General features: G+C 71.8%; 19 protein-coding genes. 13 read left to right on the plus strand and 6 right to left on the minus strand.

From position 1 onward, the window contains the following. Positions 1-145 precede the first annotated feature (145 nt). The 4 genes from nth to CFREN_RS00925 are packed head-to-tail and all read left to right on the plus strand — an operon-like array spanning position 146 to position 3,754. On the plus strand, positions 146-1,009 hold the full coding sequence (nth, locus tag CFREN_RS00910) for an endonuclease III (protein ID WP_209654836.1): 864 nt from the start codon (positions 146-148) through the stop codon (positions 1,007-1,009). Beyond that, positions 1,006-1,779: a TlpA family protein disulfide reductase gene (locus tag CFREN_RS00915; protein ID WP_209654327.1), complete on the plus strand. Its 774-nt coding sequence runs from the start codon at positions 1,006-1,008 to the stop codon at positions 1,777-1,779. Before nth ends, CFREN_RS00915 begins: the two co-directional genes overlap by 4 nt. Next, entirely contained in the window at positions 1,776-2,552 is a 777-nt protein-coding gene (locus tag CFREN_RS00920) for an NUDIX hydrolase (protein WP_209654325.1), read from the plus strand. Before CFREN_RS00915 ends, CFREN_RS00920 begins: the two co-directional genes overlap by 4 nt. Next, positions 2,549-3,754 carry a MarP family serine protease gene (locus CFREN_RS00925; protein ID WP_083291255.1) on the plus strand — a complete coding sequence of 402 codons (1,206 nt, stop codon included), beginning with the start codon at positions 2,549-2,551 and terminating at the stop codon, positions 3,752-3,754. The genes CFREN_RS00920 and CFREN_RS00925 overlap by 4 nt, the downstream gene beginning before the upstream one ends. 100 nt (positions 3,755-3,854) lie before the next feature. Here CFREN_RS00925 and CFREN_RS00930 read toward each other — a convergent pair whose 3' ends face one another. Together CFREN_RS00930 and CFREN_RS00935 are read right to left on the minus strand one after the other, a co-directional pair. Next, entirely contained in the window at positions 3,855-4,811 is a 957-nt protein-coding gene (locus CFREN_RS00930; RefSeq protein ID WP_224371092.1) for an alpha/beta fold hydrolase, read from the minus strand. A 76-nt stretch (positions 4,812-4,887) separates the two neighbouring features. Next, positions 4,888-5,409, minus strand: a complete 522-nt coding sequence (locus CFREN_RS00935; protein ID WP_209654323.1) for a phage holin family protein — start codon at positions 5,407-5,409, stop codon at positions 4,888-4,890. A 253-nt stretch (positions 5,410-5,662) separates the two neighbouring features. Here CFREN_RS00935 and CFREN_RS00940 point away from each other — a divergent pair, with 253 nt between their 5' ends. Then, entirely contained in the window at positions 5,663-6,463 is an 801-nt protein-coding gene (locus CFREN_RS00940; RefSeq protein WP_070520060.1) for a Fic family protein, read from the plus strand. Positions 6,464-6,491: 28 nt separating this feature from the next. Here CFREN_RS00940 and CFREN_RS00945 read toward each other — a convergent pair whose 3' ends face one another. Together CFREN_RS00945 and CFREN_RS00950 are read right to left on the minus strand one after the other, a co-directional pair. Then, entirely contained in the window at positions 6,492-7,328 is an 837-nt protein-coding gene (locus CFREN_RS00945) for an HAD family hydrolase (RefSeq protein ID WP_209654832.1), read from the minus strand. Between the two features lie 318 nt (positions 7,329-7,646). Further along, the gene (locus CFREN_RS00950) at positions 7,647-8,195 is read right to left on the minus strand and encodes a hypothetical protein (protein ID WP_070520991.1); all 549 of its coding nucleotides are present in this window, start codon (positions 8,193-8,195) and stop codon (positions 7,647-7,649) included. Between the two features lie 170 nt (positions 8,196-8,365). On the opposite strand from CFREN_RS00950, the gene CFREN_RS00955 reads away from it, so the two are divergent. The 7 genes from CFREN_RS00955 (at position 8,366) to CFREN_RS00985 (ending at position 13,448) form a co-directional block, all read left to right on the plus strand. Next, positions 8,366-9,532, plus strand: coding sequence for a CpaE-like family protein (locus CFREN_RS00955; protein ID WP_209654321.1), 1,167 nt, complete (start codon positions 8,366-8,368; stop codon positions 9,530-9,532). After that, complete coding sequence (locus CFREN_RS00960) at positions 9,532-10,743, plus strand: TadA family conjugal transfer-associated ATPase (protein WP_209654830.1); 1,212 nt, start codon at positions 9,532-9,534, stop codon at positions 10,741-10,743. Before CFREN_RS00955 ends, CFREN_RS00960 begins: the two co-directional genes overlap by 1 nt. Continuing rightward, a complete protein-coding gene (locus CFREN_RS00965; protein WP_209654319.1) occupies positions 10,740-11,561 on the plus strand; it encodes a type II secretion system F family protein in 822 nt (273 codons plus the stop codon). Before CFREN_RS00960 ends, CFREN_RS00965 begins: the two co-directional genes overlap by 4 nt. Then, positions 11,558-12,238 (plus strand): type II secretion system F family protein, encoded by a 681-nt coding sequence (locus CFREN_RS00970; RefSeq protein WP_209654317.1) that lies wholly within the window; start codon positions 11,558-11,560, stop codon positions 12,236-12,238. Before CFREN_RS00965 ends, CFREN_RS00970 begins: the two co-directional genes overlap by 4 nt. Before the next feature lie 363 nt (positions 12,239-12,601). Further along, the gene (locus tag CFREN_RS00975; RefSeq protein WP_224371992.1) at positions 12,602-12,763 is read left to right on the plus strand and encodes a DUF4244 domain-containing protein; all 162 of its coding nucleotides are present in this window, start codon (positions 12,602-12,604) and stop codon (positions 12,761-12,763) included. Positions 12,764-12,771: 8 nt separating this feature from the next. Continuing rightward, on the plus strand, positions 12,772-13,092 hold the full coding sequence (locus tag CFREN_RS00980; protein ID WP_141743001.1) for a TadE family type IV pilus minor pilin: 321 nt from the start codon (positions 12,772-12,774) through the stop codon (positions 13,090-13,092). Next, entirely contained in the window at positions 13,089-13,448 is a 360-nt protein-coding gene (locus CFREN_RS00985; RefSeq protein WP_209654315.1) for an Rv3654c family TadE-like protein, read from the plus strand. The genes CFREN_RS00980 and CFREN_RS00985 overlap by 4 nt, the downstream gene beginning before the upstream one ends. A 49-nt stretch (positions 13,449-13,497) precedes the next feature. Here CFREN_RS00985 and CFREN_RS00990 read toward each other — a convergent pair whose 3' ends face one another. Next, entirely contained in the window at positions 13,498-14,334 is an 837-nt protein-coding gene (locus CFREN_RS00990; protein WP_224371103.1) for a CoA transferase, read from the minus strand. 154 nt (positions 14,335-14,488) lie between these two features. Then, a complete protein-coding gene (locus tag CFREN_RS00995; protein ID WP_342356261.1) occupies positions 14,489-16,888 on the minus strand; it encodes a Zn-binding domain-containing protein in 2,400 nt (799 codons plus the stop codon). A gap of 201 nt (positions 16,889-17,089) precedes the next feature. Here CFREN_RS00995 and CFREN_RS01000 point away from each other — a divergent pair, with 201 nt between their 5' ends. Next, positions 17,090-17,293 (plus strand): cold-shock protein, encoded by a 204-nt coding sequence (locus CFREN_RS01000; protein WP_070520969.1) that lies wholly within the window; start codon positions 17,090-17,092, stop codon positions 17,291-17,293. The last annotated feature ends 148 nt before the right edge of the window (positions 17,294-17,441 follow it).

Genomic DNA, 17,441 nt, shown 5'->3' on the forward strand with positions numbered 1-17,441 from the left:
CGGTCCGCGATGGAATCGGGGGATTTTTGCTTGACGACGGCGGCCGAAATGGCGCAAATGGCGTGGAACCCCCCGGTAACGGCGTTACCGGGGGCGTGGTCGGGGCGGTGGTTAGGATGTGGCCATGACCCCGAAATCAGCGCCGATGCCGCCCCCGACCCGACCGCAGGGGTCGCTGACGAGCACGCGACGCCGCAAGCCGGGGGCGCATCCGGCGGCGAAGGGGCAGGAGACGCGGCGGGGGATGGTGCGTCGGGCGCGGCGCGTGAACCGCACGTTGGCGGTGGCGTACCCGGATGCGCATTGCGAGCTCGACTTCCGCGACCCGTATGAGCTGACGGTGGCGACGATCTTGTCGGCGCAGTGCACCGATGTGCGGGTGAACATGGTGACGCCGACGCTGTTCGAGGCGTTTCCCGATGCGGAGGCGTTGGCGGGCGCGGACGTGGCGGTGGTGGAGGACATCATCCGGTCGACGGGGTTTTACCGGGCGAAGGCGGCGAACATCATCGGTTTCGCGCAGGGCGTGGTCGAGCGCCACGGCGGCGAGGTGCCGGGGACGCTGGAGGAGCTGACGGCGCTGCCGGGCGTGGGCCGCAAGACGGCGAATGTGGTGCTGGGCAACGCGTTCGGCGTGCCGGGGTTGACGGTGGACACGCATTTCGGGCGTCTGGTCCGCCGGCTCGGCTTCACGGATCAGGAGGATCCGGTGCGGGTGGAGCGCGAGATGATGGAGGTCATCGAGCGTCGCGAGTGGACGTGGTTTTCGCACCGCATCATCTTCCATGGCCGTCGGGTGTGCCATTCCCGGCGTGCGGCGTGCGGGGCGTGTTTCCTGGCGGCGGATTGCCCGTCGTATGGCCTGGCCGGGCCCGCGGAGCCGGAGTCGGCGGAGAAGCTGATCACGTCCCCGGACCGCGAGCATTTGTTGGCCATGGCCGGGTTGGGGGAGGATCCCGGGGCGGCACGGGAGCTTGACGACGATCGACGTGAGGACGTGACGGCGTGAACGACGACATGAACCGGGGCGACGGGGCCCGCGACGATGTGCGCTCCGATGAGGTGCACCGCGGTGACGTGCATCGCGATGGCACGGTGCGCGCGGGTGAACCGGGCGCGGCCGTCGAGGCGACGGGCCCGGTGTCGGTGCCGCGCGGGTCGGTGCGGACGTCGACGATGATCGCGGTGATCCTCGCGGTGGTCGGCACCGTCGCCGTGCTGTGGTTCGCCGTGTCGCAGACGATGGGCGGCGACGACGGGGCCGTCACCGGTGCCGCCGGGGAAGAGGAGCTCGTCGAAGAGCCCGTCGCCCCGCGCCCCGACTGCCCCGAGCCCGCGCCGGGGGCTACGGGGTCGGGCCCGCTGGCCGGGGTCACCCTGCCGTGCCTGGGAGCGGAGCATCAGGGCGAGATCGACGTCGCCGCCGCGCTGGCGGGCACTCCGGCCGTGGTCAACGTGTGGTCGTGGAACTGCGCCCCGTGCCGCGAGGAACTGCCGGTGCTCGAGGAGTGGGCGGCGGCCAACCCGGACGTGCGCGTCGTGGGCGTGCAGGCGGCCACCAGCGAGGCCCGCGGAGCGGCGCTGCTCGAAGACCTGGGCCTGGAGACCTTCGTGTCCTACCAGGACGGCTTCGACGCCGTCGGCCCGGCCCTCGAACTTCCGCGCGTCGTGCCCATCACGGTGGTGTTGCGCGCCGACGGCACGGTCGCTGCGGTGTTGCCGCAGGCGTTCGACTCGGTCGACGAATTCGACGCGGCCGTCCGAGGAGCGCTGGCATGACGGGCGGCGGCGCACCCGGCGCGGACCCGGCGAAGGTCCCCGGCATCGAACCCGTCCACCACGCCATCGAGGTCACCCCGCCGTGGCTCGCGCCGGTCCTCGGTGACGCCGAAGACCCGGGACTGACGGCGCTGCGCCGTGCGGCGTCGACCGTCGACAAGCCACTGAAGAACCCCGACGAATCCGCCGTCCTGGTGCTGCTCGGCGGCGACGCCGTGGCGGAAGATCGGCCCGAAGACGCCCTCGTGGTGCTCACCCACCGCTCGCCGACGCTGCGACGTCACGCCGGGCAGATGTCCTTCCCCGGCGGGCGCCGCGACCCCGGCGACCGCGACGCCGTGCACACCGCCCTGCGCGAAGCCGAAGAGGAAACCGGGCTGCGCCCCGACACCGTCACCCCGCTGAAGGTCCTCGACCCCATCGACATCAGTCGCACCGGCTTCGCCGTCCACCCCGTACTCGCCTACTGGCACGCCCCCCACGACCTGCGCGCGATCGACCCCAACGAAACCGACGCCGTGCTGCCCGTGCGCATCTCCGACCTCGTCGACCCCGCCAACCGCATCCGCGTCGGCTGGGAAAACTGGTCCGGCCCGGCGTTTCGCGTCGGCGACTTCGTCGTCTGGGGATTCACCGGCGGCGTCCTCGACCATATGCTCGACGCCGCCGGCTGGTCCGTGCCGTGGGATGATGGCACGGTGCTCGATCTGCGCGACACCCTCGCGGAGTCGGCGAACCGGGAGACATTCGGAATGGACGGGACGAAACGATGATGGCGGCGATCGACGGTGGACTCACGCTCGATCTGCTGCTCCTGTTCGTGGTGCTCGGCGCCATGGCGCTGGGGTGGCGGCAGGGCGCGCTGGCGTCGGGGCTGTCCATCATCGGCGTCGTCGCCGGCGGCATCGTCGGCCTGGAACTCGCCCCGGCCGCCATGGACCTGGTGGAGGGCCGTGCCGCCCGCGTGATCATCGGCGTGGCCACCCTCATCGGCCTCATCGTCGTCGGCCACACCGTCGGCGCGGTGGCCGGACAATCGCTGCGCAACCGCATGCGCTCGCCGATGGCCGTGGGCCTGGACTCCGGTTTCGGCGCGGTGGTGCAGGCGGTGGCGACGCTCGTGGTCACCTGGATGGTGGCGTTGCCGCTGGCCACGGTTTTGCCGGGACAATTCGGCGACGCCATTCGCGGGTCCTCGGTGCTGGCCACCGTCGACGACGTCGCGCCGGATTCGTGGGCGGGGCTGCCGTCGTCGATCGTCCGGCGCATCGACGACTCCGGCGTCCCCGCGGCCATCGCCCCCTTCGAACCGCGTCCCGCCCACGACGACACTCCCGCCGACCCCGCCGTCGTCGAGCAGGCCGTCGTCGACGAGGTCCGCCCGTCCGTGGTCCGCGTGCTCGGCGAGGCGCCGCAGTGCCGCCGCCTGCTGCAGGGCACGGGCTTCGTGGTGGCGCCGGACCTGGTGGTCACCAACGCTCACGTCGTCGCCGGCGTGGACACCGTCCGCCTGGAAACCGTCGCCGGCATGGCCGACGCGCAGGTCGTCCATTTCGACCCGCTCGACGACATCGCCATCCTGCGGTCCTGGGACCTGCCGCTCGCACCGCTGCCGTGGGCGGGCGCCGATGCCGAGCCGGGCGATGGGGCAGTGGTCCTCGGTTTCCCCGAGTCCGGTCCGTTCACCGCGACGGCGGCGCGCGTCGAGGAAAAGCTCGTCATCCGCGGCCCCGACATCTACTCGGCCAGCCGCCATGACCGCGAGGCGTACATCCTGCGATCCGACGTCCGCCACGGCAACTCGGGCGGCCCGTTGATCACCCCGCAGGGTGAGGTCCTGGGCGTGGTGTTCGGCGCCGGCGTCAACGACGACCAGACGGGATACGCCCTCACCGCCGCCGAAACGAAGGCGCACATCGACGCCGCCCGCGACCTCATGGAAGCCGTCGACACCCGGGAGTGCGTCGCGCAGTAATCGACGCGCTGGCGACCGTGCGGCAGTGGTCGCGTGGAGGTCGCATAGTGGCCGGTGCGCGATGGACGTCGCGAGATACCCGTCGCGCGGTGGCGCCGGGTCAGACCGGTTCCGGATGCTCCCGGCGCACGGCGTCGGCGATGACGTCGGCGACGGCGTCGGGGGCCTCCAGCGCGGGGAAGTGCCCCACGCCGGGCAGGGAGATCACGTCGACCGACCGTGAACCGGACAGTGCGCGTTCGGAGACCAGCGGATCATCCGCGCCGACGACGATCCACGTCGGCGGCATCGTCGCCTGCGACAGGATCCGCATCCAGCGGCGCCACGACGCGCCCGTCGGCTGGGCAAGCCATTCCAGGTGCCGCAGCGCCGGGGACAGCGCACCCGCCCGCAACGACCGTTCCATCAACTGCGCCGACTCGACGCCTTCCGGAGTCTCCCGGAAACCGGGGCCGGACAGCTTCATGGCGTCGGCGACGATGTTCGACGCCGCGCGGCCACCCCGACGGCCCAGACGCCCCAGCACCGTCGCGTATCTTCCGAACGACCACGACGTGCGCAGCGGCGTCGAAAACGGGCGGCGCAGCGCCTCCCGCCGCCACTCGTCCGGATGCGGCATGCCGCACGCGACGACGCCGGCGACGAGCGACGGCTTGCGGGCGGCCAGCGTCCACGCCACCAACGCCCCGTAGCCCTGACCCACCACGATGGCCCGCGAATGACCCAGCGCGCGGATCAGCCCCGCCGCATCATCGGCGGCCGCGTTCGGGCGGTACCCCGACGGCGTGCGATCCGACGTGCCGTACCCGCGCAGGGACACCGCCACCGCATGCACCGGCTGCCCCGACAGCAACGGCAGCACCCGTCGCCAATCGAACCACCCGCCCGTGGCGGAATGGATGAAAAGAACCAGCGGCGACGACGAAGCCCCGCACTCCGCGACATGCAGTCGCTGGCCGCGGACGTGGACCATGCGGTGGGTCCACGGTCCGTCCAGCAACACATCTTCGCGATGCGGGGCGGGGGCGCCGGCGCCGCCGGGAAATTCGCCGCTCACCGAGCCGTTCCTCCCGTCGAAGCCGAAGACCGCGGTCGGCGCGTCGAGCGTCCGCCGCGGTCGGTGTGGCGTGAATTTAGGTGTACAGGCCGCCGGACGCCGAGTGCGACGGGGCGGTGCGGGACTGGCCCGAGGACGGGATGACCGACTTGAGGTCCTGCACCGACTCGATGGTCTTCTCCGGCTTGCCGACCTTCTTCACCTTCTGCAGGCCCAGGAAGGCCGCGACGCCGGCGATGACCAGCATCAGGATGAAGACGATGAGGAACGCCGACCAGCGCGGCAGCCACTCGGCGATGAGCTCGGCCAGGAAGAAGAACAGGAAGAACGAGGAGTACAGGGCCACGACGCCCGCCACCGCGAAGAAACCGGCGCCGACGCCGGCCTTCTTCGCCTCACCGGCGAGCTCGGCCTTGGCCAGCTCGACCTCGGCGCGAACCAGCGACGACACCTGCGCCGACGCCGACTGCACCAGCGTGCCGATGCTGGCCTCGCCCGGGGCGTGGGTGTCCACGTCGCTCAGCGGCACGGCCGTCACGCGCGGCGGCACGCCCGTGCTGCCGTCCGTGAAAAGGCCCTTGTTGTTGTCGCTGCTCACGTGCGTCCTCCTGCGTAAATCGATGCGGTACTCGGTGGGTCGAAGCTGTTGGAATCCCGGCGGCGCACCCTTCGGGCATGTGCCGGAAAACCCGTCCCGCCATTGACAGCGGCGCAACTCTCCCGGCAATACTACCCATTCCCGCTGGGCTCGCGCGGCCGGTCGGCGATTTCACCGTGATTCACCCCGAAGTCGAGGTTCGAATCCGGGCCTTTCGACGACCCCGCCGGGCCCCGCCCCTACTGTTGTGGGCATGACCGACGGAACCACCCGCCCCGACCCGCTCGCCCCCCTCATGGAATTGGAGGGGGTCGCCGAGGCTTCCCGCCGCGCCGCCGAGGCGGTGTCGGGCGTCCATCGCCACCGGGCGAACCTGCGCAAATGGACGGTCACCGGCGCGGAGTCGGTGCTGCGCGGGGCCCGTGCCTCGGCGTGGCTGGAAGGCGGCGAGCCCGCCCTGCCGGCGGAGGGGGACGTCACCGATCCGATCCTGGCCGCCGCCCTGCGCGCCGCCGATCCCATCGCCCCCGAGGCGATCGAGGAGACCGTCCGCGTGTGGCGGCGCGCCCCGATCCAGGTGTTGGCGCGGTTTGCGCTCATCGCGTCGCCGACCGGCCCGGAGTTGTCCGACGCCCCCACCGACGCCCGCTCGTCCGAGGCCGGCCGCCCCGTCGGCGACGACAAGTTGTCGGCGGCGATGAAGGAGCAGCGTCTGCACCTGCTCGGCGACCTGGTCTCCGGCGGGACGTCGGTGCCGGACCCGGTGCTGTCCGCCGTGGTCCACGGCGAAATCCTGACCATGCGCCCCTTCGCCGCCAACAACGGGATCGTGGCGCGCGCGGCATCGCGCTTGACGACGATCGCCGGCGGCTCCGACCCCCGCGGCCTGGGTGTTCCGGAAGTCCACTGGACCCGCCATCGCGACGAGTACCGCGAGGCCGCCGACGCCTTCGCCTCGGGCACCCCGGAAGGCGTGCGCCGGTGGATCCTGCTGCACCTGGCCGGTCTGGAGGCCGGAGCCGCCGAAGCCCGCGGCATCGCCGACGCCGTCTAAACCGAACGGCCGCACCCGGGCGTTCCGGCTAGGCGGCGCCCCCGCCTCGTCGTGAAGCAATGATGCCCGCCACCAGCGCCGCCGCACCCGCCGCCACCGCGGCGATGCCCGTCACGCGCGGACCCGTGCGACGGAACAGGGGCACCGGGCTGCGGAAAATGCGGATCGGCCACTCGCGCTCCTCCGCGATCTTGCGCAACGCCTTGTCCGGATTGACCGCCACCGGATGCCCGACGACGGACAGCATCGGCTCATCCGTGCCCGAATCCGAATAGGCGTAGCACCGCGACAGGTCGTAGCCGCGTTCGGCGGCGATGCGGCGCAACTCCGTGGCCTTGTTGCCGCCGCGGCAGAAAAACGGCACCTCGCCCGTGTACACGCCGTCGACGACCTCCAGCCGCGTGGCCACGGTCTCGCGCACGCCCAGCTCCGCGGCGATCGGTTCGACCAGCTCCGCCGCCGACGCCGACACCACGTACACGTCGTGCCCCAACGCCCGGTGATGCCGGATCAGCTCGATGGCCTCCTTGTACACGTACGGCGAAATCACCTGGTGCAGCGACTCTTCGGCGATGCGGCGGACATGATCGGCGCGCCAGCCCGTCACCATCGCCGACAGCTGATCGCGGGCGGCCTCCATCTGGTCGTGGTCGTGGCCGCCCGAGATGTACATCGCCTGGCCCAGGGCCATCTGCATCATACCGGAGGCCGTGATCAGCCCGGATTCCATGAACTGCCGGCCGAACGCGTAGGCCGAGCTGCGGGCGATGATCGTCTTGTCCAGGTCGAAGAAGGCGGCCACCGTCGTCGCGGGACGGGGCGCGGCCGTGTGGCGCGGATCTTCGACGGTCACGGTTTCGAGCATAGCCACGTGACGAAAACGTCGTGAGCGTCCTCCGGAAGGCGTCGTGGAGCATCGTGCTCCGGTGCTGGTGCGGGCGGCGATTCGCCGCCGAAACCCGTGCGCGGGGACCATTCTCCGTTCGGGTTGGCAGCCTTCTGGTGTTGTGTCATACTTGTCCTGGCTGGCCCCGATATACAGTGCGGCCGCCCCCGGCTCACCCCCCCGAAGCCGGGTTAGACGCCCCGCGCCATCCCCCCCCCGGCGCGGGGCGTCGCTATTTCCGCAGGTGCCCCGTCGGCCGGGACTACGCGAATCCCGCATGCGCCCCGGCGTCCGGGACTAGGCGAAGTATTCCTGCACGTACCCGCGGGACGCGAGGCCGATCGCCTCGAAATGGCGCGCGAGTTCAACTTCCCCCTCGAAGAAGTCGATGCCCTCCTCGGGTTCCTCGTCGGCGGCCCGGGCGGCCGCCAGTTCGTCGAGGGCCGTCTGCAGTGCGTGGCTCTGCCATACCGAGACGCCGATGCCCGCGTACACGTAACTGGCGGGGGCCTCGTCCTCGTTGACATCGGCGTCACCATTGACCTCGCGCAGGTGGCGGGCGCATTCGATGGCGTCGAGTCGGGCGAGGTCGACGCCGCCGAGCTCGATGGCGGCACCGGGTTCGTCGGCGGCGAGTTCGATGAATTCCACTCCGCCGTCGCCGATGGAGACATGGACGAACGGTTCATCGAAGGTGATCCGCGATGAGCCGGGGGTCCGGGTGAAGTCCGGGCCCAGCACCGCGGCGACGGCATCGAGATCGTCGCCGAAGCGCACCATGCCGGTACCGGACGGGGTGGGGAACTCGACGCCTTCGAACGGGTGCAGAACGATCGTTTTCGCCATGATGGGTCTCCCTATTTGGAAATGTGGTTTTGCTTGCTCGTCGACCCTATCGACCGCGGTGACGCCCGGCGACCCGAGGTTTTCCACAGGACGCGATTCATCCACAATCCGGGCTTTTCGACGGCCCTTCCGCAGTGCTGCAGCCGGCGTGCCCGGGCATGGTTCGGGGCATGGACGAGCAGACGACCGGTCCCGCCGGGCCGGAGGACGTGATCATCGCCGTCGGGGATCCCGAACTGGAGCAGGAGGCGGCGACGATCATCGCGGCGACCGGGCGGCGGGCGGTGCGAGTGGATGCGCCCGACCCCAGTGACGCGGCGTGGCGGCGGTGCGCGGCGATCCTCGTCGATGAGGGACGGGCGGTGGGGGTGCTCGACGTGGCGGAGGCGGGCGACGGCGCCCGGGTGGCCAGGGAGGGGCTGTACCTGCTGCATTCCGACGACGCCGATCCGCCCGATGAGGTGGCGCGGCGCCTGGGGTGCGGCGGCCCCGTGGCGTTGCCGTCGTGCGGCGTGGAGTTGGTGGGGTGGATCGGACGGCCGGGAGTGGTCGGGGCCGGTCGCGTGATCGCCTGCGTGCCGGCGGTAGGGGGAGCGGGGGCGTCGACGGCCGCGGCGGTGCTGGCGATGGCGGCGTCGCGGACGTCGGATGCCCTGCTCGTCGACGCCGACGAGTTTTCCGGAGGCGCGGACCTGCTGCTCGGGGCGGAAGCGGAACCCGGCGTGCGGTGGCCGGACGTCCGCGCCGAGGCGGGGGCGCTGGACGCCGGGGCCCTGTTCGGGGCGGTGCCGAGCGCACGCGTGCGCGGTGCGCTCGGCCGCGCCGGCGCCGGGTTCCTGCATGACGACGACGGCCCGGGCATCCTCACCGGCCCCCGTTCCCGCGCCGACGACGGGTGGTCGATCACCCCGCGTGCGGTGTCCGCCGTCGTCGATGCGGTGGTCGGATCCGGTGGTACCGCGGTCGTCGATCTGCCCGGTGCGGGCGCGATCGCCGAGGTCGTCGCACCCCGCGCCGACGTGTTGGCCGTCATCGTCCCCGCCACGGTGCGCGGGTTGGCCGCCGCCGCACGCCACGCCGCCGTGCTCCGGGGCATGGGCGGCGATCCCGTGGCCGTCGTCCGGTGGCCCGCACCGGGCGGGGTGACCATCGATGACGTGTGCTTCGCCACGGGCCTCGACGTCATCGCGGAGATGCCCCACCTCCGCGCCGTGCCCCGGGAAATCGAGGTGGAAGGGTTGGGGCGGAGCGTCGTCAAGCTCATGCGGTCCCTGGCCCCCGTCCTCGACGCCGCCGACGGCGCCCGCGCCGGGGACCCGGGCCGGGGATTGCGGTGATCGGAGTGGGGATCGACGCGGGGATCGACGCGGCACTGCTGGACCGGGTGCGGCGCAGGCTCGTGGAGTCGGCGGCGGGAGTCGGAGCCGATGAAATCGCGCGGGCCGTGCGGGAGGAGACCGGCGGCGTCGTCGGCGATGCCCAGTTGCTGGCGCTGCTGCGGACGTTGCGCGGCGAACTCGTCGGCGCGGGTCCGCTCGATCGACTGTTGCGCATGCCCGGGGTGACGGATGTGCTGGTCACAGCGCCGGATGAGGTGTGGATCGACCGGGGCGCCGGACCCGAACCCGCCGACGTGGGTTTCCGCGACGACGCCGAGGTGCGCCGCCTCGCCGTCCGGTTGGCGTCGGCGTGCGGGCGGCGCCTGGATGACGCGCAGCCCTTCGTCGACGGCCACCTTCCCGGTGGGGTGGGGGATGCGGGCGTGCGCGTCCACGCGATGCTGTCGCCGCCGGCCGATCGTGCGACGCTGATCAGCCTGCGCGTCCTGCGTCGGGCGGCGATGGGCCTCGATGACCTGGTGGCGTCGGGGTCGGTGGCGGGCGCGGCCGCGGACATGGCCCGCCGGGTCATCGCTTCACGACGTGCCTTCGTGGTCGTCGGAGGAACGGGCGCCGGCAAGACGACGTTGTTGTCCGCGCTGTTGGGGGAGGTGCCGCATCGCGAGCGGTTGCTGTGCGTGGAGGACACCCCGGAGCTGCACCCCGATCATCCGCACGTGGTCAAGCTCGTCGCACGGCCCCCGAACATCGAGGGGGCGGGTGAAATCACGCAACGCGATCTGCTGCGGCAGGCGCTGCGCATGCGGCCCGATCGGATCATCGTCGGCGAGATCCGCGGCGCCGAGGTGGTGGACCTACTCGCCGCGCTCAACACCGGCCATGACGGCGGCGCCGGGACCGTGCACGCCAACACCGCCATCGACGTTCCCGCCCGATTCGAGGCGCTCGGGGCGTTGGGCGGCCTGGGGCATGCGGCGCTGCACGCACAGCTGGCGCCGGCCCTGCGGGTGGTGCTCGCGGTGGAGAAGGTCGCGGGCCGGCGGCGATTGGCGCAGGTCGGGGTGCTCGACGGCAATCCCGTGCGGGTGCGCACCGCCTGGCACCACCGCGACGGCGAGGGGGAGGCGATGGGGCTGTTCCGTCAACTGACCCGCGGGGCGGAGCAGGGACGCGGGGCGGAGCCGGGATCCGGGGAGGCGGCGTCATGACGCAGGCGTCGATGACCGCCGGTGCGCTGCTGCTGGCCGCAGCGGTGTGGGGTTGGCCGGCTCCGTCCCCGCGGGACCGGATTCCCGAGTTGGACGCGGCGGCGGGGCGAAGCGGAAGCCGAGGGGGCGTCGTCACGCTTCCCGGATGGGCGTGGTTTCTGGCCGCGGCGCCGTTGTTGTTGGCCGGGCCTCATGTGGCGCTGGCGGCGGTGATGGTGGCGCGGACGGCGATGTCGTTGGTCGGCCAGGCCCGGAAGCGGCGGGAGTTGGATGCGGGAACCGCGTCTGCCGCGCGGGCGGCGGAGGTGCTGGCCGCGGACCTGCGGGCCGGGGCGACCCCGGTTGCCGCGTTGACCGCTGCGGCGGAGGAAGCCGGGCAGCCTCTGGCCGGGGCATTGGCGGAGGCGGCGTCGCGGGCCAGGCTGGGCGGGTCTGTCTCGGCGGCGTTGGAACGGGCGGTGGAGGACGCCCCCGCGATGCTGGAATTGCGCAGGCTCGCCGGCGCGTGGCGGGTGGCGGAGACGCATGGATTGCGGTTGGCCGACGTCATCGACCACGGGCGCGGGGACATCGTGGCGCGCCGGGCGCATCGGTCGCGGACCGCCGCGGTGTTGGCGGGGCCGCGGGTGACCATGCTGATCCTCATGGCGCTGCCGGTGCTGGGCGTGGCCATGGGACAGGCGCTCGGGGCGGGGCCGGTGGGATTTCTGTTCGCCGGGAGCCTGGGTGGTGTGGTGCTCATCGTCGGAGTGGGGCTGACCTGCGCCGGGGCGCTGTGGGGCAACCGGATTTTGGCGACGGCGGAGGGGACGCGATGATCCTTGCCCTGGTGCTGATGGCGGCGGCCGCGCTCGTGCCCACGGGAGTCCGGGCCGCCGAGCGATGGCCGGAACTCGCCGCGGCCGACGGCGGGACGACGGGCGCGGCGGGCGCGACGGGTGCGAAAGACGGGGCGGAACCGCTCGTGCGGTCGCACATCGGTCGGTCCATCCGCCAGTTCATCCGCCGTCGTTTCGGCGGGGGCGAGCGGGCGGTCGATCCGATGCAGCTGCTCGACGCGGCGTCCGCGCTGGATCTTCTCGCCGCCTGCTTGAGCGCCGGCATGCCACCCGGGGACGCGGCCGCCGCCACCGCGACAGCCGCGTCACCCCGGTTGTCGGCCCCGCTTCACGACGTGTCGATGCGCCTGGCCCTCGGCGTCGCCTCGCCGTGGACGGTGCTCGAGGATCTGCCCGAACTGTCCGATCTGGTGGCCCTGGCCAGGCGTGCCGGTGACTCGGGTGCGGCGATGTCGGCGGGAGTCGCCGAGCTGGCCGTGGCGCGCCGGACGGAGGCGGGTGACGGGGCCGAGGCGACGGCCGAGCGGGCGGGCGTGCTCATCGCGGGGCCGTTGGCGCTGTGCTTCCTGCCGGCGTTCGTGGTCCTCGGGCTCATTCCGACGATCGCCGGCTTGGCCGAATCGATGCTCGGATCGCTGACGGTGGGGCCGACGTGAGGGGCGGGTGGGAAGCGTTGGCGCGGGGACCGCCGGGGAGACCGCGCCACCACCGCGGGCAACCGACGCGGCACGACATCAACCACGTCAACCAGCTGAAACACATCAATCCAACCAGGAGGAACCATGATCAACGTCGACCCGGACATCTGGCTCGAAAACCCCTACGACACCAATTCCCCCGCGGCCACCGCCACCGGCGGCACCGCCCGCTTCGGCGCACCCGCGATCGCCGACACCGCCGATCGGTGCTCGCAGACGTGCATGTGCGCCGATGCCGACGACTGCGCCGACACGGGAGGGGCGGAACGCACGTCGGACAATCCCGTCGCAAAGCTGTTCCGCACCATCCGCCGGCGTGCGATGGGCGTGGCCGTCGACGACCGTGGGATGAGCACCGTCGAATACGCCCTGGGCACGGTCGCCGCGGCGGCGTTCGGTGCGTTGCTCTACACCGTGGTCACCGGCGGCCAGATCACCGATGCGCTGACCGACATCATCGAGCGGGCGCTGAACACGCAGTGATCCGCCGCGTGCGTCGTCTGCTCGCCGACGATGACGGGCAGGCGACGGTGGAGACGGCCTTCGCCCTGTCCACGCTCATCGCCGTGCTGATGGTGGCGCTCGGGGCGATTGCGGTGGTGGCCATGCATGTGGCGGTCACCGACGCCGCCGGGCACATCGCCCGCGCGGAGGCCCGGGGCGATGTTGCGGCGGCTCAGTCGGCGCGCGGGGCGATTTCGGGTGCGGCGGTGAGCGTCACCACGAGCGGCGAGACCGTTCGGGTCACCGTCACCAAACGCCTTCCGCTTTACGACGTCGTCGGCCACGCGACCGCCCTGGTCGAAGAATGAGCCGGAAGGACATTCGCCCGTGGCCGGGTGATGAGCGCGGTTCGACGACGGTGACCGGGGCGTTCATCACCGCACTGGTGTTGGCGCTGACGATGGCGGCCATCCAGGCGGGTGCGGTGCTGGTGGAACAGCGTCGGGCGGCCGTCGCCGCGGACCTTGCGGCGGTGGCGGGTGCGGTCGACGCGCAACGAGGGGGAGGAGGATGCGATGCCGCGGCCCGGATCGCGGCGGCCAACGGCGCGACCGTCGACGGTTGCGTCCGCGATGGCGAAGATGTGCAGGTCACCGTCATGCGCGGGCAGCGGTCGGCCGTGGCGCGGGCGGGACCCGCGGAGTCGGCGGGACCCGAGGAATGAACGGGCCCCGAGGAAAGCTCGGGGCCCGAAGGAGGAAAGGAGGTGACGTTTACTCGACGGCGGCGATGGGCAGGTCGTGATCCTGGGCCCACCGCAGGACGGTGGCGCGCTTGCGGCTGCGCAGGTAATCGGCCAGCGACTCCTGATCCGTGGCGCCGGTGAGATCGTGCAGACGCGAGTGGAAGTGCGGCTCCAGGGCGGCGACGGCGACCCACCCGTCCTCGACCTCGTAGAGACCGTAGGTGGGCACGGCACCGCCGAGCAGACCACCCTCCGCCGTCATGCCGTGACGGTGGCCGGCGGCACCGGCGTCGGCGGCCTGACGCAGGCCGATGCGGGCGTGGCCGCCGTGACCGGTCTTCGCGCGACGCAGCAGCAGAGCCAGCGCGGCCGACACCGCGCGCTCCGCGCCGAGCAGATCGCCGAGCAGCACGCGCGGCATCGTCGGCGGCGCCAGCGTGCCCGCCGCGGCCTGGTACGTCAGGTCGTGGCCGGGATGCTCCGGGTCCTCGGAGTCGCCGACGATCTCCACGTGGCACAGATGCTGGTGCGCCTCGACCGCATCGGTCAGCCCCATGCGCGCCAGCGCCGACGGGCGAACGGAGGTGATGAGGACATCGGCGCCGTCGAGAAGCTCGTTCAGACGCTCACGGCCCTCGGCGGTCTTGGCGTCTACGCGCTCGACGGTGGCGTTGGCCGCCATCTCGCCGTACCAGGACGGGCACCACGTCTCCAGCGCATCGCCCACGGGCGGTTCGACCTTGGTGACTTCGGCTCCGAGCATCCCCAACCGGGCAGCCGCCCACGGGCCGGGGACGTTGACGGCGAGATTGAGGACCTTCAGGCCCTTCAGGGCGTTGGTGGGGATCTGGTCGGCGTCGATCATGTTTCCGGATACTAACGGTCGCATGGCCCGCCCGCCCGCGGATCGGCCAAAAGAAGGCGCCGTCGTCGGCGTCATTCCTCCGGTGCCGCCGGCCTCGTCCTTCCGACGACTCCGGCCTCAGCGCCTTCAGTTCCCTCCGGCGCCGCCGTCGGCCTCAGCCTTCCAGCGCCGCCGCCAGCCCCGACAACACCTTGATCGCGCCCGCCTTGTCCAGCGGCTCGTTGCCGTTTCCGCACTTCGGGGACTGGATGCACGACGGGCAGCCGGTCTCGCACTCGCACGCGGCCACGGCGTCGCGGGTGGCGCGGATCCACGCGGCGAAGGCCTCGAAACCACGGTCCGCGAACCCCGCCCCGCCCGGGTGGCCGTCGTAGACGAACACCGTCGGCTGGCCCGTATCGACGTGCAACGCGGTGGACACGCCGCCGATGTCCCACCGGTCGCACGTCGCCACCAGCGGCAACAGGCCGATCGCCGCGTGCTCCGCCGCATGCAGCGCGCCGGGCACGTCCGCGACGTCGACGCCCCACCGCCGCAGCACCGCCGGCGACAGGGTGTACGCCACGGCGCGGGTCTCCAGCACCTCCGGCGGATAATCCAGCTCCACCGAATCGAGGACCTCGCCCGACGGCAGCCGCCGCAGATACGACGTCACCCGGTGCTCCACCTCCACGTCCACCGACGCGACCTGGACGCCGGGCGCCACGTCGCGCACGACGTCAACCTCCAGAATCCGAATGTCGGTGTCCATCCGCGAATGCGTCGACCACTCCGGCTCCTCCGGGTGCGCCAGCGCCAGCAGCGAATCCAGATCGAGGTGGTCGATGACGAAACTCTCGCCCCGATGCAGGTAGACCGCCCCGTCATGGACCTGCTGCATCGCCCGGCCGACGTCGATCGTGCCCAGCAGCCGCCCGTCGGTGCCGTCGACGATGGCGACGTCCTGCCCACGCCCGCCCCGCAGATCCACGGCCTCGTGCGCGCCGGACATGCGCGGCCCCTCGTCGCGGTCGGTGGGGTACCAGCGGTCGCGGCGCTTGCGCAGCCAGCCATCCTCGGACATCTGCTTTGCGACGTCCACCGCACCCCATGCGGCCAGAACATCATCTGTGAGCGGCAATTCAACCGCCGCGCAGTAGACGTGGCCCCGCAAGACATGGGGGTTGGCGGGGTCGAAGACGGTGGCCTCCACCGGCCGACCCAACAGCGCGTAAGGATGGTGGACCAGGTAGGTGTCCATCGGGTCATCGCGGGCGACCAGGATCACCAGCGCCCCCTGGCCCCGACGGCCCGCACGTCCGGCCTGCTGCCAAAACGACGCGACCGTGCCGGGGAATCCCGCCTGCACCACGGCGTCGAGGCCGCCGACGTCGATGCCCAACTCCAGGGCGTTGGTGGTGGCCACGCCCAGCAGATCACCGTCGTCGAGGCGACGCTCGATGTCGCGGCGATCCTCGGCCAAATACCCGGCGCGGTAGGACTCGACGCGTTGTCCGATGTCGGAGCGCCCGCGCTTGTCCAACCGTTCGCGCACGCCCAGGGCGATGGTCTCCGCAGAGCGCCGCGACCTGGTGAAAGTCAGCGTGCGGGCGCCGTCGTCAAGCAAATCCGCCATGATGTCCGCCGCCTCGACGGTGGCGGGACGCCGCACCGGGGCACCGTTTTCACCGGTCAGATCCGGCAGCAGCCCCGGCTCCCACAAAGCGATGGTGCGCTCGCCGACGGGGGCGCCGTCATCGAGCACCGACTCCACCGGCTCGCCGATCAAACGCGCCGCCTGCGCGGCGGGATCGGCCGTCGTGGCGGAGGCGAACACCACCGTCGGCTCGGCGCCGTAATGCCGGGCCATGCGCAGCAGCCGCCGCAACACCAGCGACACGTTCGCCCCGAACACCCCGCGATAGGCGTGGCACTCGTCGACGACCACGTACCGCAGCTTCCGCAGCACCCGCGCCCACCACTGATGCCGGGCCAGCATGCCGATGTGCAGCATGTCCGGGTTGGTGAAGATCCACCGCGCCCCTTCCCGCACCGCCCGCCGGACGTCCTTCGGGGTGTCGCCGTCGTACGAGGCCACGGCGACCGGATGGGGGCCCGCATCCGCCGGGCCACCCGCGATCGGGACGCCGACCGCATCCGTCAGGTCGCCCGTGCCGTTCTTTCCGTTCGCGCCGTCTTCGCCGCCTTCCCGCCCCCGCCGCACCGCGTCGACGGCGATCTCGCGTGCCGCAGCCAACTGATCCGCGCCCAGCGCCTTCGTCGGCGCCAGGTACAAAGCGGTGGCCGTCGGATCGGCCATCAGCTCGGTGAGCACCGGCAGCAGATACCCCAACGACTTGCCCGACGCGGTGCCGGTGGCCACGACGCAATGCCGCCCCGCCCACGCGTGATCCGCCGTCTCGGCCTGGTGCGTCCACGGCGCGTCGATCCCCCGCTCCGCCAGCGCAGCCAACAGATGCGGCGGCACCCACGCCGGCCAATCGGTGGTTCGGCCGACGCGCGCCGGCAAATCCGCGATGTGCGTGACCGTCGCCCGGGGGTGGGCCGCAATCACCGGTTCGAGAAGTTCCCGCCCGAAACCATGCACCTGACCACCCCCTCCGTCATTTCGGCGGCCGCCGGGCCGCTCCGCTCACTCGTCGTCGCCTAACCCCGAAAGCAGAACATTCGGGCGATACGTGGCAGACTGACGGATTGAATCGTCGTCTGCATGGCGGCGCGCTCACGTCCAACAACCTAAAGGGGTACATCAACAATGGCACAGGGCACCGTTAAGTGGTTCAACTCGGAGAAGGGCTTCGGGTTCATCGCCCCGGCCGACGGAGGCAACGACGTCTTCGTCCACTACTCCGAAATTCAGGGTACCGGCTTCAAGACCCTCGAGGAGAACCAGCCCGTCGAGTTCGAGATCGGCGAGGGCCAGAAGGGCCCGCAGGCCCTCAACGTCCGCGGTCTCTAAGCGACGCATCCGAAGCGTCGCATCTACATCGGTTGTGGGCGTTCGCGCCTGAGCTGAACAGACGCCGGCTCCGCTGAAGTTCAAGCGGAGCCAACGGCCCGTCGTGGACGCCACCGCAAGGTGGCTTCACGACGGGCCGTCGTCTATT

Origin of the sequence: Corynebacterium freneyi, assembly GCF_030408835.1 — a bacterium.
GTDB classification, from domain to species: Bacteria; Actinomycetota; Actinomycetes; order Mycobacteriales; family Mycobacteriaceae; genus Corynebacterium; species Corynebacterium freneyi.

Bases quoted from the DNA above. Each gene is read 5' to 3' on its own strand.
- nth (WP_209654836.1), top strand. From the start codon at position 146: ATGCCGCCCCCGACCCGACCGCAGGGGTCGCTGACGAGCACGCGACGC.
- CFREN_RS00920 (WP_209654325.1), top strand. From the start codon at position 1,776: ATGACGGGCGGCGGCGCACCCGGCGCGGACCCGGCGAAGGTCCCCGGC.
- CFREN_RS00925 (WP_083291255.1), top strand. From the start codon at position 2,549: ATGATGGCGGCGATCGACGGTGGACTCACGCTCGATCTGCTGCTCCTG.
- CFREN_RS00940 (WP_070520060.1), top strand. From the start codon at position 5,663: ATGACCGACGGAACCACCCGCCCCGACCCGCTCGCCCCCCTCATGGAA.
- CFREN_RS00945 (WP_209654832.1), bottom strand. From the start codon at position 7,328: ATGCTCGAAACCGTGACCGTCGAAGATCCGCGCCACACGGCCGCGCCC.
- CFREN_RS00950 (WP_070520991.1), bottom strand. From the start codon at position 8,195: ATGGCGAAAACGATCGTTCTGCACCCGTTCGAAGGCGTCGAGTTCCCC.
- CFREN_RS00955 (WP_209654321.1), top strand. From the start codon at position 8,366: ATGGACGAGCAGACGACCGGTCCCGCCGGGCCGGAGGACGTGATCATC.
- CFREN_RS00965 (WP_209654319.1), top strand. From the start codon at position 10,740: ATGACGCAGGCGTCGATGACCGCCGGTGCGCTGCTGCTGGCCGCAGCG.
- CFREN_RS00970 (WP_209654317.1), top strand. From the start codon at position 11,558: ATGATCCTTGCCCTGGTGCTGATGGCGGCGGCCGCGCTCGTGCCCACG.
- CFREN_RS00975 (WP_224371992.1), top strand. From the start codon at position 12,602: ATGGGCGTGGCCGTCGACGACCGTGGGATGAGCACCGTCGAATACGCC.
- CFREN_RS00985 (WP_209654315.1), top strand. From the start codon at position 13,089: ATGAGCCGGAAGGACATTCGCCCGTGGCCGGGTGATGAGCGCGGTTCG.
- CFREN_RS00990 (WP_224371103.1), bottom strand. From the start codon at position 14,334: ATGATCGACGCCGACCAGATCCCCACCAACGCCCTGAAGGGCCTGAAG.
- CFREN_RS01000 (WP_070520969.1), top strand. From the start codon at position 17,090: ATGGCACAGGGCACCGTTAAGTGGTTCAACTCGGAGAAGGGCTTCGGG.